The following is an 18674-nucleotide window of genomic DNA, read 5'->3' on the forward strand; positions in this document are numbered from 1 at the left end:
TGGCGGCGCCCAGGAAAGGCCAATTTCGGAGCCGGCCCTCTCCGCTACGGCTTGGACTGCTCGGAGATGAATTGAGCGATGACAGAGGCGGCGCGCTGCCCCATCCACTTTGCTCCCGCCACCGTGAAATGACCTGGATCGAGAAACATCCAGACGCCGTCGTGGCGCACGACCGGACAATCCTGGTCGCAATACACAGCGGTCGGCCGCAGCAGCACGGCGTTGCGCGTCCCCGTCAACGCGGAGTCCAGCAGACGATCGATTTCGAGCGCATCTGCGCGCGCCTTGGCCGAATCCAGCGCGGTACATTGCGGAGGCGGCGCATGCCACAACGGTCCGGGCTGCATCCGCATGTGATCGAAGCTGCACGTCACCGGTCTCACCTGGCCGCCGATGATCAGGAAGCGGCGGCCGGGCCGATCGAGCAGACGAAGCAGCGCGTTCAGGCCATCGCGGATGTCAGCGGCCCTTCGCTCGTCTGGCTCGCCGTCCCCAGTCAGATAGAGGTGCCACGCTTGCCCGATCACGACGAGATCGGCCGCCGACGCCTGGACGCGCGCCAGCTCGCGCTCGCGAAGGGCGATGCATTCGGCCACGCGCGGCGGGCGCGGGGCAACACCGACAAGCATCGGACAACCGCCGACTGTCGACGTCTTGCCGCGAATGCCATGCGCCTTGAGCTGGTCGTCCAACACGGCGACGTATTGTTGAACGTAGGAATCACCGAGCAGCTCCAGCGTGCGAGAGCCGGCGGGAGCGCCGAACTCGCAATAATCCCCTGAGCGAATACAGGGGCTCATACCAAATCGCTGCAGCTCCAGCCGGGCACGTTGCTCCGCCGGAAGCCGCCACGCGACGCCGTCTGCCTTGAACGTTCCGTGGGTGACGACGATGCAGAGGCCGAGCACCGTCGCGAACGCGGTTGCCTGCTTCCACTGCACACTGCGGGCCCGGCGGATGGGCTGCTCGATGAGAAAGAACATCGCGGCGGTCAGCGCCGCCATGACCAGCAATTGCCCGGCCAGACCCGCCGTGCCGCCGGCCCGCTCGCCAAAAATGAAGCTCGCGAAGTAGATCACCGGCCAGTGCACGAGATAGAGCGAGTAAGACGAGCGTCCGATCGCCAGGACCGCCCGATTTGCGAACAGGCGCACCGGTCGGTTCGCCGCAATGATCACGGCCGTCGCGAGGCTGGGCGGCAGGGCGCCGAGCCCGGCGTCGTGCTGGAAGCGCTCGATCACCAGGAGGCTCGAGAAAAGCGCGGCATACCCGATCCACGCCGCGACCGTCCGAGCCGCCTGCCAAGCCGTAACGCGTCGCTCCAACACGATGGTCAATGCACCGAGGACGAACTCGAATGCACGAAACGGCGTCAGGAAGAAAACCGCCTCGGGATCTCTGGGAAGCCAGATGATGGCCGCCACGAACGACGCAAGCCCCGCCAGCGCGATGCCGGTGAACACGTGACGCGTACGGCTGAGGAGCACCAGGATCAACGGCGTGACGAGATAGAACTGCTCCTCCGCCGACAGCGACCACAGGTGCAACAGCCCGAGTCGATCGGCGCTCGGTGCGAAATACTGGTTCGCCTCACGCCAATATTGAACGTTGGCGATCGAGAGCAGCCCGTGCGTCGCCTCCTTGGCAAGCTGACGCAACTCGTCCGGAGGCAGCCACAGCCAGCCAGCCGCCACGGTCAGCATGATGGTGACGATGAGCGCTGGCAGGATGCGCCGGGCCCGGCGCGCATAGAATCCTGCGAACGAAAACGTGCCGAACTCGATATCGCGGAGGATGTGCCCGGTGATCAGGTAGCCGGAGATGACGAAGAAGATATCGACGCCGGCGAAGCCGCCACCAAAGCCACCAACTCTCAGGTGGAACAATACAACAATGCAGACGGCGATCGCCCTGAGGCCATCGATATCAGCCCGATAACGACCTTCCAACTCCATCCACCCTACGCCTGTTCGCGCCGCACGATACGGACAGACACGAATGGCAGCAATCAGAAACAGTCATGGCCGGGGGATAGCGATCAGCCGATGAAAGCTGACGGCGATGCACGACATCGGGGTTTCAGAAGCGAGCTGAGGAAGGCGCGATGGAAGCTCTGGAAAGCTCATGCCGACGGTCCGTCGGAATCCGGCCATCCGTTGAACGATCCGGCCGAATGCGGCAATCTGGCGACGACGCGGGGAGCGACGGACTGATGCAGGTGACTATTCGATCGGAGCAAGGATGGTGCAGCTTGCTCGGGCTTGCCATCGCAGGGCTGCTCGTCTCGGCTCCCGTAACCCTGGCACAAGCGCCGGTTGCGCCGACCACACCTTCTCCTGCCCAGACCACGGTCGAGCGCAGCGCCAAGGGTGTCGCCGGCAAGGCGATCCAGGTTGGGGTGTATCTTAACGTGCAGCCGGACTGCTCGTCCGGTCCGCTTCCCTCGATCCGGCTGGTGACGCCACCCGGCAACGGAACCGTGACGATCAAGCGCGGCAAGATCTCCGCAACCAACTACAAGCAGTGTCTGGCCCTGGAAGTGCCCGGCTTCATCGCCTTCTACCAGTCCAAGGCCGACTTCGCAGGCACCGACACGGTCACGCTGGAGGTGAAGTTTCCGCAGGGCCGAACTGAACTGCAGCGGATCACGGTCAGCGTCGGCGTCGGGCCCGCCGGACAAAAAATCTGATTGTCCACACCATGGCTTGGCGATGGTTCCGGCCATGAAAAAGGGCCGCCCCTCGGGCGGCCCTTTCGATTCTCGTCTCGCCCGTCAAGTTCGGATCAGACGTGGACCTGCGTCTGAGCGTGACTGTTGTCGAGGATCATCTTGATCACGTCGTCACCTCCCGTGAAGTTGGTGCCGGTGTCCTTGATCGTCGCGACATTGGTCCAGCCGGAACCGAGATTGACCTGCAGCGTCAGATCGCCGTTGTTCAGCACGCCGCTGCCGTTTGCCGATGCGAGGCTGGAGTGCCCACCGCCATCGACAAAGCGCACCGCGTCGGCGTGGTTGCCGGAGACGCCGGACAGCAGGCCGGACAGATCGATGACATCACCGCCGCTGCCCGACTGGAAGTCGAGGATGCTGTCGACACCCCCGCCGGTCAGATCGCCAGCCTGCCACTTGAAGGTGTCAGAACCGCCATTGCCGGTCAGCTGATCGCTGCCACGGCCACCGATCAGAACGTCCGCGCTGCTCGAGCCGATGATCGTATCGTTGAAGTTCGAGCCGATCACGCCTTCCATGTTCTTGTAGGTGTCCTGGCCGATCCCGGACAATGTCGACCCGGCCGTGTTGCTGCTGCTCTGCGTCAGCGTGAAGGTGATGCCGGCCGTCGCATCGGAGAAGTCGAGCAGGTCGAGGCCGCCCCCGCCGTCGATCGTGTCGTTGCCGCCACCACCGCGGATGATGTCGTCACCATCGCCGCCATTGATCGTGTTGTTGGCACCGCTGCCGATCAACGTATCGTCGCCCGAACCGCCGGTCACGCGCTCGATGCTGGCAATCGAGCTGAAGCCGGTCGCCGTTCCGGCTCCGAGATTGACCGTCACGTCCTCGCTGGTGACATAGGTCAGCGTATCGCTGCTGCTGCTGCCGAGATCGGCCGTCACCGCCTCGATGTTGCTGAGCTTGGTCCCGTTGACGTCGGTGATGACGCCGCCGGCAAGCGTGACCCACACCAGATCCTGGGACGAGGTGCCCTCGATCGTGAAGGTGTCGGTACCGATGCCGCCGTCGACGATGTCGACGCCGTCGTTCACACCCCAATAGAAGGTATCATTTCCGGAACCACCGATCGTGAAATCGTTGCCGCTGCCGCCCCGGATCGAGTCGTTGCCGGCGCCGCCATTGATGTAGTCGGTGTTGGCACCACCGAGCAGCGTGTCATTGCCGCCGAGACCGTAGATGCCGTCATCGTCGGCGCCGCCGTTGAAGTTGTTGCCGCCGCTCGACCCGATCATCACGTCGTAGCCGTTGTTGGCGTTGGCTTCGAGCGGGTTGTCCACCGTCGCGGTGATCGCGTCGCCGTCGTTCGCGCTGTAGCCGGATAGCCATGGGGCCGAGCCGACGACGTTCGAATTGGGCGACAGCGAGTTGATGGTGAGATTCAACGCTCCGTTGTCGAGCGCGTTGAAGGCGAGATAGGTCGACACCGACGACACCGAGTCGGTGGCTGTCACCTTGTAGACGTACAGGCCGGCATCGTTGTTGTCCGGATTGCCGGAGAACTGGTTGCCGTTGCGCTGAATCCAGCCGTCGTCGCCGGTCGAGCTGTAGACCAGGGCATAGGTGTAGGTGACCGTTCCGTACCCGCCGGAGAACAGCGAGGCAGCATTCAGGCTGATCGTGTTCGGCGAATCGGTGTTCTTGGACAGCGCATACCGTCCGTCCACGCTCGTGGTGTCGACGACAGCCAGCGGCGCCGGCTCGTTGGTGCCGTTGATGGTGACGTCGATGACCTGGCTCGCGGTGCCGTCGACCGACTTCACGGTCAGCGTGTCGTGCTTGACGTCACCGTCGTTGAGCGCCTGAACGTTGGCGGCCGAATTGTTGAGCGTGTAGCCCCACGCACCGGTCACGGCGTTGAAGCTGAAGGTGCCATAGGTGCCGGCCAGCGAGGCCGGGGTCTGGAACTGGTTCTCGCCGCTGTCGACGTCGGAGACCGTCAACGTGCCGCCGGCGGTCAGCGTACCGTCCTCCTTCACCGTACCTGCCGCGGTGCCCGAGATCGACGCGGCATCGTTGACGCCGTTCACGGTGATGGTGACGGTCTGGGTCGTGGTCCCACCATGGCCGTCGTCGATCTTCACCGTGTAGGTCTGATCGATGTGGTCGCTGGCGCGCAGCGACTGGATGTCGGCGTCGTTGACGCTGAACGTCCAGTTCACCTTGTGATTGGTGTTGTCGACCGTGGCGTTGAACGAACCGTAGTAATTGCTGCCGTTCGGCGTGCTGTACGTCACCGTCTGGACGTCGCCGTCCACGTCGGTGAAGGCGATCGCGCCGGACGCCTTTTCGACGCCGGGCGTCACGACCGTGCTGGCCTGCACCGAAATGTCGTCGATGGCGGCACCGCCCGCGCTTGCGAACTTGATTGTCGTCGACGTCGACGTCGCAGTGAACTGATAGCTCTGCTCCGTCCAGCCGAGATTCCAGTTGCTGGTCGTCAGAACGGTCGTTCCGTCCACGGCGGATGTCAGGGCCGTGCCGTAGGTCATCACGTAGAAGTCGACGGTATAGGTCACGCCGACGACGGTGCTGATGGTCTGACTGATCGAGCTCGATGCCCCGTAGAAATCGGCCGAACCGCCATCCGTGCGGCCACCGACCACCGTGACCGCATGGGCTCCTCCGACCGTCCACGCATCCAGCGTGTACCAATCATTATTATAGAAGCTGAACGTGCCGTTCTGGACCAGATTGCCGGTCGGGGCCGCATAGGAGGCATCCTCCGTGACGCTTCCCGCAGTGGTGCCCGATCCGAACGTCGGGGCGTGGTTCGGGACCGTGACAGTGCCGGTCTGGCTGCTGGTCACGTTCTCGCTGAAGCCCTGGCCGTCGATGTAGGTGACGTTGGCCGAGATCTTGTGGCCGACATCGTTGGCGCCGAGCGTATAGGTCGTCCCGGACGCACCGTTGATGACGGCACCGTCCCGCAGCCAGTGATAAACGACGTTGGATGCCGCGCCGTCCGGATCGCTGCCGAGATTGGCCGTCAGCGTCTGGCCCTGGTTCGCCGTGCCCGTCACCGTCACCGTTGCGGCGCCGTCATTGACCGGCGTGATCGTCAGCGTGAAGGTGTCCGAGGCGGCATATTCGCCATCGCCGGCATACACGGTGACGTTGACCGCGCCGGCAAAGTTCACCGGCGGTGTCCCGCTGAAGGTGCCCGTCGCCGCATCGAAGTGCAGCCAGGCTGGCAGCGCACTACCGTCCTGCTGAACCGCCTCCAGCGTCAGCGGACCGTTGGTGCCGTCGAAACGACCATCGATGTCCGCGAAGGTGTTCGCCGGAATGGTGAAGCTGAACGGCTGGTCCTCCGCCGAATTGTGGTCGACGATCGCGTTCTGCAGGGTCGGCGCATCATTGTTGCCGATGATCTGGATCGTCACCGTCTTGGGAGTGCCGTCCTCGGTGTAGACCGTGAAGCTGTCGGTCAGCGTGGTCTGGTTTTCCTTCAGCGCCTGGATCGTCGGATTGTTGTTGTAGAGGCCGTAGGTCCACTTGCCGTCGCTGCCGATGTCGAACCAGCCATAGCCGTTGGCCGTGTTGGAAGCGGCCGCCTGCCACACGTCGTTGTGGCCGTCGACGTCGGTCGCATTGAGGTCGCCGCGGGCGATGGCATAGAGCGGGCTGCTCTGGCTGTTGCCCACGCCTCCCTCCTCCGCGATCGTGCCGGTGGAATCGCCGGTGATCACGGCCGCGTCGTTCACGCCGGTGACGGTGATCTTCAGGGTCGCGGTGTTCGACACCGCGCCCGACGGATCCTTGTCGGTGTAGGTAAAGGTATCGATCGCATTGACGCCGGCGGCCAACGCAGCGGCCTTGTCGGCGACGTAGGTGTAGGAGCCGTCGGCGTTCAAGGTCAGATGGCCGTAGGCGCCCTCGATCGAGGTACCCACACCCGCCCCCTGCGTCACGCTGCCGGTGCCGGCGACGACGCCGGACACCACGAGCGACGAGACGCCGGTGTCGGCATCGGTGTCGGCGACCGAGCCGCCCGTCGAGCCGCGGACGATGCCATTGGCCGCCGCAATGTTGATCGTGCCGTCCTCGAGCACCGCATTGGTATCGGAGTTTGCGACCGGCGGATCGTTGGCCGGGATGACCGCGATATTGACGGTCTGGGAGTCGCTCAGGCTGCCGCCGCCGACATTGCCATTGTCGTTGATGGTGATCGTGACCGAGCCCGGCTGGTCGCTGTTCGGCGTGAACACGGCCGATTCCAGATAGTGGTTCAGATCGCTGATCTTGAACCCGCTCATGGTGAGCGTCTGGCTGGCGTCGAACACGCCGAGCGACGGGATCGAGATCGTGCCGCCAACGATGTCCAACCTCACGAACGCCACGACATCCCCGTCCGCGTCCGAGAACGTGATCGCGTTCGTGCCGCTGAAAGCGAACGCCACGCCTTGATTGGCGGTCACCTGCGTCGGTGCATGGACCTCGGGCGCATCGTTCACCGGGGTCACGTTGATCGTCAGCGTACCGGTGTCCGTCTGCCCGGCCGCATCGCGCACGGTGTAGTCGATCGTATCGGCGCCGTAGAAGTCGGCCTTCGGCTTGTAGACATAGGTGCCGTCGGCGTTGAAGTGGATCGTGCCGCCCTTGGCCGTCGTGAAGTCGCCCGCGACGACGCTCAAGGTGTCGCCGGTGTCCGGATCGCGGTCGTTGTGCAGGACGCCCTGCACCGGGCTGGACACGGTCAAGGTCGTATCTTCGGTGGCCGTCGCCGTGTCGTCGGCGGCAACGGGCGCATCCTCGATCGGGTTGATGTTGATCGTAATCGTCTGCGTCGCGCTCAGACTGCCGCCGCTGCCGACATTGCCGTTGTCGTTGATGGTGATCGTGACCGATCCCGCCACGTCATTGTTGGCGGCCGGCGTGAATACGGCGGACGCGAGATAGTTGTTCAGATCGCTGATCTTGAACCCGCTCATCGTGAGCGTCTGGCTGGCGTCGAAGACGCCGAGAGACGGGATCGAGAGCGTCCCGCCGACGATGTCCAACCTTACGAACGCAACGACATCGCCGTCTGCGTCGGAGAAGTTGAACGCGTTGGCGCCCGTGAACTGGAACGACGTGTCCTCGTTCGTGGTCACCTGCGTCGGCGCGTGGATCTCGGGCGCGTCATTGACCGGAGTAACGGTGACGTCGATGGTCTGCAGATCAGTGATCGCCACGTCCCTGTGAACCTGGCCGTCCGACAGCGTCGCCTGGTCGGTGACCTCCACGGAGACCGACAGCGTGAAGGTGCCGTTGTAGTTTGCCGGCGGCGTCACCTTGAGCGGCTGGCTGTTGAAGTTGACGATCGCGGTCTGGTCGTCGATCACCCACTTGCCGGCATCGGCACCGGTGCCGGCATGGCCGACCGAGAAGGTCGCACCGTCCGGATATCCCGTGATCAGCATCCGCAGGTTTTCGGAGCCGTCGTGATCGCTGACCCCGGCCGTCATCACCTTGAGGGCGACCGCGCTGTCCTCGGCGCCCGTGGCCGGCCCGACCTCGAAGAAGCCTATTGTCGGCGAATCCGCCTTCGGCGCAACATCGACCGTGACATGCGCGGTCGCGGTGCCGCCATCGCCATCGCTGATCGTGTAGTCGAAGCCGGCGACGCCGGAGAAGTTCCTGTCCGGCGTGAACAGCGGATTGCCGTTGTTCAGCGAAACCGTGCCGTGCGTGGCATTGCCGACGCCGGTGACGGTGAGCGTGTCGTTGTCGACGTCGGTGTCGTTGTTGAGCAGATTCAACAGCGCGTTGATCGTGAGCGGGGAATCTTCCGACGCATCCACCTTGTCGTCATGCGCGACCGGCGGGGTGTTGAAGATGCCCGTCAGGGTGCGCGTGCCGTCGGTGAACGTGAAGCTTTCGTAGTTTGTGAAGGTGTCGGTCAGGCCGCCATGGGTGACCTGCACGCCGATCAGCGTCACACCATCCGAGCCGAACACCTTGGTGTAGGTCGCATCGGCGAGCTTGAAGCCGAACTTCACGGTGTCGCTATCGGAGCCGCCGTCCGAGACCACGCTGGTGTTGCCGGCGAACCGGGTCAGGTCGAGCGTGTCGTTGCCGGAGCCGCCGTTGAACACGATGGTCGAGGGCGCGATCGCGGTGCCGCTGATGTCGGTGATCGTCACCGTATCGCTGGCGCCGCCGCCTGTGATGGTGACGCGCTCGATCTCGTCGGCGCGGATGGTCGCGCCGTTCGGGCCGTCATAGCGCACCAGGATGTCAGTGGCGTTGCTCGCCGCTGCGTCATTCAGCGTCGGATCGATGGCCGTACCGGACGAGGTCTTGCCGATGGTGAAGTTCCGCGCATTCGCATCGCCGGAGATCGCGAGCACGTCGTAGTCCGGGAAGGCCGAGCCGGACTCCGAGCCGCCATCGACGACGTCGTCGCCGTCGCCAACCGTGTGGAGGAAGGTGTCGTTGCCGGAGCCGCCGAACAGCTGGTCCGCAGCTGCCCCGCCCTTGATGACGTCGTTCCCCGCACCGCCGAACAGTTTGTCGATCCCGCTGCCGCCGACCAGGATGTCGTCGCCGCCGGAGCCGTGCGCCTCGGTCACGCCGCCGAGCTTGTCGATGCCGACCACCTTGTCGGTCACCGAGGCACGGTCGGTCACGCTGTGAGCCCCGACCGTCTCGCCGAGGATCGTTGCCGAGCTGTCGCCGAGGTTGATGAACACCGGCGAGTTCGCAGCATCGTAGCGCGTCGTCGTCACCGTACCGGCGGCATCGACTCGGACCGTGAAATTGTTGGCGAAGACGTCGTGATCGCGGTCCTCCACCTCGAACGCGAAGTTGAGGTCGAGATACTGGTCGGCTGCGCTGGCCGTGCCGATCGGAGCCGGATGATCGAGCGGCTGCAGCAGGGTGAAATTGTAGGAGCCGCTGCCGGTCTCCGACAGCGTTACCGTGAACACGGCGGCGTCAGCGGCGTTGCCGGTGACCTGGCCGTTCTGGCCGACATAGTCGCTGCCGCTCATGCGGTAGGCGGTCAGCGTGGTGTGATCAGCCGAGAGCACGTAGCTCAGCCCGAAGCCCAGCGAGGTCAGCCCCGACATCTGGTGATGAGCGGCGTCGTAGACGCGCACCGGCGAGGCGCCGGGGAACGTCACCGACGGACCCGAGCTGTCGCCATCGGCGCCGTAGATGATCTGCAGATCGACCGCGCCGGTCGAAACGCTGCCGGCCGCCTCCGAGATCGCGACCGTGTCGACGTCCTGCGACTGCGCGCTGTCGTCGTTGACGGTGATGATGATCTGGCCGTGCAGCGCGAGCGAGTCGCCATCGGAATCGACGGCGGTCACGGCCGTCGACATGTCGAGCGTCAGCGCGTTGTCATGGCCGGTGCCGACGTGGTCGAGCGCGCCCTTCAGCCGGAACGAATATTGGCCGGTGGTGGCGTCGACCTGGAATTCGAAGATCGTCACGCTGCCGGCCTTCGCCACCAGCATGTTGTTGGCGGTGTCGATGCTGTAGGTCAGCGCCACGCCGCCCGAGGTCAGCGACAGCAGCTCAGGCGCGAGGTTGGTCTTCTCGACCGTGTAGGTGCCGGGCTTGTCGGCGCCGAACGACACCAGCGAGGTCAGATTACCCGTATAGTACGAATCGTTACCATTGGCATCGCCGTTGAGGTCGCCGCCATGCAAGCCGCCGTTAGCGACGGTCACCGTTCCGTTCGGCAGCTCGCTCTCATAGACGGCAACAGACTGCACGGTCGCGGTCGCCACTGGGCTGTCATCGTTGATCGTGACGGCGAAGGACGAGCTGGTGCTGTCGCCATCGGCATCGGTGGCGGTGAAGCCGAAGGTCAGCTTGATGTCGTTCTCGTTCTGGCCCGCCGGATGATCGACATGCTTCAGCAGCGTGAAGCTGTAGCTGCCCGAACCGGAATCATCGAGGCTGACCTTGAACACCTGGTTGGCGGCCGCCGGTGCGGTGTTGGCATTGACCGGATTGGAGCCGGTGTAGCCGTAGAGGGTGTTGCCGACCACCCAGTACTTGACCTGCTCGCCGTTGACCTTGAGCAGGCCCGCATCAGAGGACGCGTTCGCGCCGTTGGTGAAGCCGGAGAAGGCCACCGCGCGATTGGCCGAGCCGCTGTTGTTGTCGTCGGCGCCCCAGGAGATCGCGAGCGAACCTGTTGCGGCGACATTGGCGCCGGCGACGTCGCCGGTTGCCGCTGCCGTGTTGCCGCCGGACAGACCGTCCTCATCGACGGTGCCAGCCACCGGCGTACCGATCGCCGGACGGCCGTTGTCGTCATTGATGGTGACGGTGAAATTACCAGTGGCTGAATCGCCGTCGGCATCGGTCGCGGTGAAGCCGAGCTTCAGCGCGAGCGCGTTGGTCTGGCCGGAGCCGATGTGATCAACGTTGTCGAGGAGCTCGAACGTGTAGTTCCCCGAGCCATTGTCTGACAGCGTGACGTGGAACACCTTGCGGTCGCTCAGGCTCAGCGAGCCGCCATTGTCATTGGCGACGCCCCAGATCTCCGTATCCGAGACGCGAATGAACTGCACGGTCACGCCGTTCGAGGTCAGCGCCGGGCTGCCCGAACCGGTCGTGCGCACGATGTCGCCGCTGTCGATCGTCGGATCGAACGCGATGGCGCGGTTGGCCGTGCCCGCATTGCTGTCGTCGGCGCCCCAATTGATGTTGAGCGCGATGGTCGACGCCGTTTGCGTCTCGAACGCCTCCGCGCCCGCCGCGCCCGTGGTGTTCTCGGTCAGGGTCGCGCCGCTCGGCGTGCCGACGACCGGCACGTCGTCCTTCACCGAGACGGTGAAGCTGTTGCTGGACGTGTCGCCGTCACCATCGGTCGCCGTGAAGCTGAAGGTGAGATTGACGAGGTTCTCGCCGGAGCCGGCGGGATGATCGATGTTGCCGAGCAGCTTGAAGCTGTAGGAGCCGTCGTTCTGATCGCTCAGTGACACTTCGAACACACGGGTGCCGTGAGCAAGATCAGTGCCGGTGTAGCCGACCAGCACGCCGTTCTCGAAGACATATTTGACGGTCTGTCCGTCCGAGGTCAGCGTCAGATTGCGGCCGGAGCTGTCCTCCGCGTCGACGTTGGCGCTGGCGCTCGAATAGCGGAATGAGACCGACCGGTCGCCGAGGCCGCCGCCGGCCGTCTTGTTGTTGTCGTCGCTGCCCCAGCTGATGTTGAGATCGCCGTTGACGGTCGTCGATTCCTTGGAGGAATCGGTGCCGTTCGACAGATCGTCCTCGTCGACGGTCCGGGAGTCCCCGGCCGCCGCGACCGGCGCAGTGTCGATCACGTTGACCTTGAAGGTGCTCGTGACGCTGTCGCCATCGGAATCGGAGGCCTTGAAGCCGAAGGTCAGCGGCAGGCTGTCCTTGTTGGCGCCCGACGAGGGATGGTCCAGGTTGTCGTAAAGCGTGAACTTGTAGCTGCCGTCGCCGCTGTCGGACAGCTGGATGGTGAAGATCGTACGGTTGTCCGCGCTGACGGCCGTCAGCAGCGTGCCGTCGCTGGACACCGTGTAGCTGATTGCCGAACCGTCGGAGGTGAGGCCCGTTGCACCGGCGGCGGTGGTGAACACCACCGACCGGTTGTGGCCGACGCCGCTATTATTGTCGTCCGCACCCCAGGAGATGTCCAGATTCCCGGTCTGCACCGTCGAATTCGACGCATCGGGATGGCCGGTGTCGTAGCTGGTCGTCGGCAGGCTGGCTTCGCTGACGGTCTCGTCGTCGGCGCAACCGATCGTCGGCACGTCGTCGGAGACCGATACGGAAAAGCTGCTGGTGGCGCTGTCGCCGTCGGAATCGGTTGCCTTGAAGCCGAAGTTCAGCGTTCGACTGTCGCTGCCCGCGCCGCTGTGGTCGATGTTGTCGAGCAGCGTGAACTTGTAGCTGCCGTCGCCGTCGTCGCTCAGCGTGACGGTGAACACCGTGCGGTGGTCGGTGGTGACGGCGGTGAGCGTGGTGCCGTCGGCCGAGATCACATAGCTGACCGCATAGCCGTTCGAAGTCAGGCCATCCGGTGCGGTCGTGTTGAAGAACGCCACCGAGCGGTTGTTGGTCGCGCCCGAGTCGTTGTCGTCGGCTCCCCAGGAGATGGCGAGCCCGCCGGTCTGGACGGTCGAATATGGCGAATCCGGGAAGGCGACATCGTAGAGATCGGTCGGCAGGTTGGATTCGCTGACCGTCTCATTGTCGGCATGCCCGATCGTCGGGACATCGTCGACGACGGTGACGGTGAAGGTGCTGCTGCTCGAATCGCCGTCGGAATCGGTCGCGGTATAGTCGAACGTCAGCTTGACGACGTTGCTGCCCTGCCCGGCCGGATGATCGAGATTGCCGAGCAGCTTGAAGGTGTAGGTGCCGGTGCCGTCGTCATCCAGCGAGACCTCGAACACGCGCTGGCCGAAGGCCAGGTTGCTGCCGGTGTAGCCGACCAGCACGCCATGATCGAAGGCGTACTTCACGGTCTGGCCGTCCGATGTCAGGCCGCTGAGCGCAACATCGCTGCCGTTGGTCACATGGACATCGGCCGCGGCGTTGGACGTGTTGGCGAAACTGACCGATCGATCGGCCGCGCCGCGGTCGTTGTTGTCGGCGCCCCAATTGATGTTGAGCGCGCCGGTGACCTGCGGATCGCTGCCGCCGCCATGCCCATCGCCGTGGTGCCCATCATCGTCATGTCCGCCGAAGTCGCAATCGCCGCCGGCGTTGAGATCGGCTTCGCCGATGCTCTTGGCAGTGCCGATCTGCGCCACGGGGCTGTCGTCGTTGACGTTGACCTTGAATGTGCCGCTGACCTGGTCACCATCGGAATCGGTGACGACGTACTTCAGCGTCAGCCCGATGTTGTCCTCGGTATTCGGGACGGGGTGGTCGAGATTCTCCAGCAGCGTGAAGGTGTAGGAGCCGGAATCCACGTCGGACAGCTTGACCGTGAAAACGGCGGCGTTGGCCTTGCTGTTGGTCCAGTTGCCGTTGCCGTCGATATAGTGCTGGCCGTCGAAGCGGTAGGCCGTGATCAGCGTGCCGCCTTCGCTGACGGCGTAGGTCAGCGCAACGCCGTTCGAGGTCAGATGCTGACCTGCGAGCGTGGTGGTGGCGTCGGACGCGAAGGTGACCGCGCGATCGCCCGCAACCGGCGAGGCGCCGGTGATCCCGACATTGCCGAGATTGTTGGCGCTATCAGCACCCCAGGAGATGCCGAGATTTCCGGTCGCGACCGTGTTCTGGCCGGGCACGTCGTTCGGACCGCCGGCAATGCCGGTCGCCAGTCCGTCCTCGTCGACCACGCCGGTCGCGATCTCCCGGTTCAGCACCGGCGCGTCGTCATTGACCTTCACGGTGAAGGTGTTGGCGACCGCGTCTCCGTCCGAATCGGTGGCGACGAAGCCCAGCGTCAGCGTGACGTCATCCTCGGTGTTGCGGGCGGGATGATCGATATTGTCGATCAGGGTGAAGGTGTAGGCCCCCTGCCCCTGATCGGACAGCGACACCGTGAACACCGCGGCGCTCGCCGGATCGTCGGTCGGCTTGCCATTCGCGTCGACATAGGTCTCGTGCGCGGCATCATAGCGATAGGCCGACAGCAGCGTTCCGTTCTCGGAGACGGCATAGGTCAGCCCAAAGCCATTCGACGTCAGATTCTTGGCGTCGAGCGTTGCGATCACGTCCGCGGCAAAGGTGACGGCGCGATCGCCGTTGACCGGCGAACCGCTGATGCCACCGTCGACCTGGCTGTTGGCGCTGTCGGCACCCCACTGGATGCCAAGGAAATCAGTCACGGTCAGATTGACGCCGGCGGCATCCTTGCCGTCCGCATAGGAATTGCCGGGATTGCCCAGCCCGTCCTCGTCGACCACCGAATAGGAGACGCGCTCCCCGAAGGTCGGCGCGTCGTCGTTGACGTCGACAGTGAAGCTGCCGGTGATCGCATCACCGTCGGAATCGGTGGCGACGAAGCCGAGATTGAGGGTGATGTCGTCCTCGGTGCCATGCACCGGGTGATCGAGATTGCCCGTCAACTCGAAAGTATATGAGCCGGCCTCCTTGTCGGACAGCGACACGGTGAACACCGCGGCGCCGGCCTGCTCCGTCGGCTTGCCGTCGGCGCCGATATAGGTTTCGTTCGCGGCGTCGTAACGATAGGCGGTCAGCACCGTGCCGTTCGACGACACCTCGTAGTGCAGCACGAAGCCGTCCGAGGTGAGGTTCTGGGCCTCGAGCGAGGCCACCACGTTCGCGGCGAAAGTGACGGCGCGATCGCCGTTGACGGGGGAGCCGTTGATGCCGCCATCGACATTGCCGTTGGCGCTATCAGCGCCCCAGACGATGCCGAGCGTGCCGGTCGCCGTCAGTTCGGCGCCGGCCGCATCGCCGCCATCCTCATAGCTGTTGCCGTCATTGCCGAGGCCATCCTCGTCGACGACCGTGTGGCTCGGCTTGCCGTCGAGCACAGGCGCGTCGTCGTTGACCTCGACGACGAAGCTGCCGTTGATCGCATCGCCGTCCGAGTCGGTGGCGGTGTAGCTGAAGAACAGCGCCTGATTGTCTTCGCTGCCATGGACCGGATGATCGAGGTTGCCGGTCAGCGTGAACGTGTAGGACCCGGCGTTCTGGTCCGACAGCGACACGGTGAATACCGCAGCGCCGGCGAGATCCTCTGTCGGCTGGCCGTTGGCATCGATGTAGTGCTCGCCGTCAAACCGGTATGCGGTCAGCAGCGTTCCGTTCTCGGTTACAGCATAGGTCAGAGCGACGCCGTTCGACGTCAGCCCGAGCTCGGCCAGCGAGGGGATCGCCATCGAATCGAAAGTGACGGCGCGGTCGCCGTTGACCGGCGAGCCGTCGATGCCGCCATCGACATGGCTGTTGGCGCCGTCAGCGCCCCAGAGGATGCCGAGCGTCTTGGTCACCGTCAGATCGGCGTCGGCCGCGTCGTTGCCCTCCACATAGCTGTCGCCGACATTGCCGAGGCCATCCTCGTCGACCTGGCCGGAGCTCTGCTCCGCACCGATGACCGGCGCGTCGTCGTTGATCTTGACGGTGAAGACGTCGGTGATCGCGTCGCCGTCGGAATCGGTGGCAACGAAGCCGAGATGCAGCGTCAGATCATCTTCGCTGCCATGCTGCGGATGATCGAGATTGGCCGACAGCGTGAAGGTGTAGGAGCCGTAGCCCTGATCGGACAGCGACACCGTGAACACCAGCGTGCCGGAGCTCCCTTCGCTGCCCTCGCTGATTGCGTCCGCGCGATAGGCGGTCAGCGTGGTGCCGTCAGCCGACAGCTCGTAGCGCAGCGCGAAGCCGTCCGAGGTCAGATTCTGCGCCTCGAGCGTCGCGACGACGTCAGGCGCGAAGGTGACGGCGCGGTCGCCGTTGACGGACGCGCCGGTGATACCGCCGTCGACCTGGCTGTTGGCGCTGTCGGCGCCCCAGCGGATGCCGAGCGTGTCGGTCACGGTCAGGTCTTCGCCGTAGGCGTCGGTGCCGCCCTTGTAGCTGTCTCCGGCATTGCCGAGGCCGTCCTCGTCGACCACCGAATAGCTCGGCTTCTCGCCGAAGACAGGCGCGTCGTCATTGACCTTCACCGTGAAGGTGTCGGTGATCTGGTCGCCGTCGGAATCGGTCGCGACGAAGCCGAGATCGAGCGTGATGTCGTCTTCGGCGCCATGCTCGGGATGATCGAGATTGCCCGCCAATGTGAAGGTGTAGGAGCCGCGGTCCACGTCGGACAGCGACACCGTGAACACCACGGCGCCCGAAAGCCCCTCGCTCCCCTCGACGTTCAGCGGCTTGCCGTCGGCGCCGACATAGGTTTCGTGCTCGGAGTCGTAGCGATAGGCGGTCAGCACGGTGCCGTTTGACGACAGCTCGTAGCGCAGCGCGAAGCCGTCGGAGGTGAGATTCTGCGCCTCGAGCGTCGACACCACGTCCGCCGAGAAGGTGACGGCGCGATCGCCGTTGACCGGCGCACCGTTGATGCCGCCGTCGACGTTGATGTTCGCATCGTCGGAGCCCCAGCGGATTCCGAGCGTCTCGGTGACCGTGAGGTCCTCGCCATCGGCATCGCCGCTCTTGATGACGGCGAGCTTGAAGCTGCCGCCCTCGCCGCCCTCCTCGCCTCCGGAATGGTAGCTGTCGCCGGGATTGCCGAGGCCGTCTTCATCGACGACCGAGTAGCTCGGCCGTTCGCCGAAGCTCGGGCCGTCGTCGCCGATATTGACCGTGAAGGCGCTGTCGACCGGGTCGCCGTCGGCGTCGGTCGCGACCACATTGAACGTCAGCGGCTGCGACGCGCCATTGGCGCCGTTGTGGTCGATGTTGTCGGACAGCGTGAAGGTGTAGCTGCCGGATCCCGTGTCGGACAGCGTGACCGTGAAGATGGTGCGCTCGCCCTCGCCGCTGCCGGCGGTGGCGATGATTTCCGTGCCGTCGGCAGAGAGGCTGTACGAAATGGTCTCGCCGTTGGAGGTCAGACCGAGCGCCTGAAGCGTCGCGATCTCGGAAGACGCGAACACCAGAGAGCGGTCGCCGTCGACCACCGTACCAGTCGAGCCGCCGTCGACCTTGCTGTTGCCGCTGTCGGCGCCCCAGGAGATGCCGAGGTCCACCGTCTCGGTGGTCTGGACGAATCCGCCTTCGCCGTTGGTCTGCTCGGCCAGTGCCGTGGTCTCAACGGTCGACGCGACCGGAGAATCGTCGTTCACGCCGATCACGATCGTCACGGGAGCGGTGTCGCCGCTGCCATCGATCGCGATGACGTTGACGGTGAGGTTCAGCGTGTCTTCGGTCCCGAACACCGGATGGTCGAGCGGACGCAGCAGCGTGACGGTATAGGTCCCCGCGATCGTCGTCTGGGCGTCGAGCGTGATGGTGAAGACCTGGTTGGCCGCGATCGACGGATCGCTGCCGATATAGCCGATCAGCTCCGGCTGGCCGTTGACGGTGGTGATCGCAAAATGCACCTCCTCGCCGCCGGATGTCAGACCAGCGAGGCCCGGCTGCGAAGCCGCAAATGCAAAGGCGCGGCCGATCACGTCGGTGCCGAAATCGACATTCAGCGAGCCGGTGAAGCTCGTGGCTACGCCACCGACGTCGCCATTGCCGCCGGGCTGCCCCTCGGACAAACCATCTTCGTTGAGCAGCGCGGACTGGACGCCGCCGGGGATCGGCGTCGGGTTCGGCGTGGTCGGAGTGTCGCCGAAATTGGTCCCGGTGGATTCGCCGGCCAACAGAGCCAGCGGCGTGCCGCCCGTCAGCTGATCGATGGTGAAGGCGCCGAAATTGGCGCCGGCAGGCACGCCCGGCGCACCCGCCGTTCCGGCCGCCGGCAACACCGATTGGTCGGTCGTGATCGGAAACAGCTCAGCGAACTGATCGCCGTTGATGATTCGGTCGGGGCCGACTTCGAAGCTGACGTCCTTCAGCGGCGCGCCGTTGTTGTCGAAGACAGGCTCGATCGCCACCGTCGACTGATTGTCGAACAGAATGATTAGGCGGCTACCGATCTTGACGAACGTCAGGCGCTCGCTGGCGATTTCGCTGAGATCGATCTGGTTCTGGCCGTTCAGCTGGACCGTAACGGACTGGCTGCCCTGCGGCTTGCCGATCTTGATGTGCTTTGCAGAGGCGCTCGTGGGCTGCGAGGACGTGCCGGTCAACTGGGCCAGCAAGACAGGAGCGTTCATGCGCCAAAATCTCCAAAGTCGGGGCGCCTTGGTGGCGCTCCCATTTCTGCGATTAAACTATTATTAAAGTTTAATTCGGGTCAATATTACCAGCGTCTCTTAACCGGACTTTAGGGACTTTGGGTAAATGCAGTCAAGTGCAGCCGCGTTTACCAAGGTCAACGGGCCGGCGGAAATGCTTGGGGACTGCGGGACGTCCGGGATCGGACTCGAGAATAGAACGGGTCTATTCTATTAATCTGGGCCGGGCTCTCAGGTATTCGGGCCAGCTA

3 protein-coding genes are annotated in these 18674 nt (G+C 64.4%); 1 reads left to right on the top strand and 2 read right to left on the bottom strand.

The window, feature by feature from the left end; all coding sequences use genetic code 11:
• Positions 1-44 precede the first annotated feature (44 nt).
• Positions 45-1955, bottom strand: coding sequence for an acyltransferase family protein (locus HL666_RS05585; protein WP_311975699.1), 1911 nt, complete (start codon positions 1953-1955; stop codon positions 45-47).
• 257 nt (positions 1956-2212) lie between these two features.
• Between HL666_RS05585 and HL666_RS05590 the strand changes: the two genes are divergently transcribed.
• Complete coding sequence (locus tag HL666_RS05590) at positions 2213-2689, top strand: hypothetical protein (RefSeq protein WP_172180943.1); 477 nt, start codon at positions 2213-2215, stop codon at positions 2687-2689.
• Between the two features lie 95 nt (positions 2690-2784).
• Here the strand turns inward: HL666_RS05590 and HL666_RS34390 are convergent, their stop codons facing one another.
• Positions 2785-18402 carry a beta strand repeat-containing protein gene (locus HL666_RS34390; RefSeq protein WP_172180326.1) on the bottom strand — a complete coding sequence of 5206 codons (15618 nt, stop codon included), beginning with the start codon at positions 18400-18402 and terminating at the stop codon, positions 2785-2787.
• Between the last annotated feature and the right edge of the window lie 272 nt (positions 18403-18674).

Origin of the sequence: Bradyrhizobium aeschynomenes, assembly GCF_013178945.1 — a bacterium.
Taxonomy (GTDB): domain Bacteria; phylum Pseudomonadota; class Alphaproteobacteria; order Rhizobiales; family Xanthobacteraceae; genus Bradyrhizobium; species Bradyrhizobium aeschynomenes.

What these genes read in the sequence shown, in the direction of transcription:
- HL666_RS05585 (WP_311975699.1), bottom strand. Translation starts at nt 1,955, where the DNA reads ATGGAGTTGGAAGGTCGTTATCGGGCTGATATCGATGGCCTCAGGGCG.
- HL666_RS05590 (WP_172180943.1), top strand. Translation starts at nt 2,213, where the DNA reads ATGCAGGTGACTATTCGATCGGAGCAAGGATGGTGCAGCTTGCTCGGG.
- HL666_RS34390 (WP_172180326.1), bottom strand. Translation starts at nt 18,402, where the DNA reads ATGAACGCTCCTGTCTTGCTGGCCCAGTTGACCGGCACGTCCTCGCAG.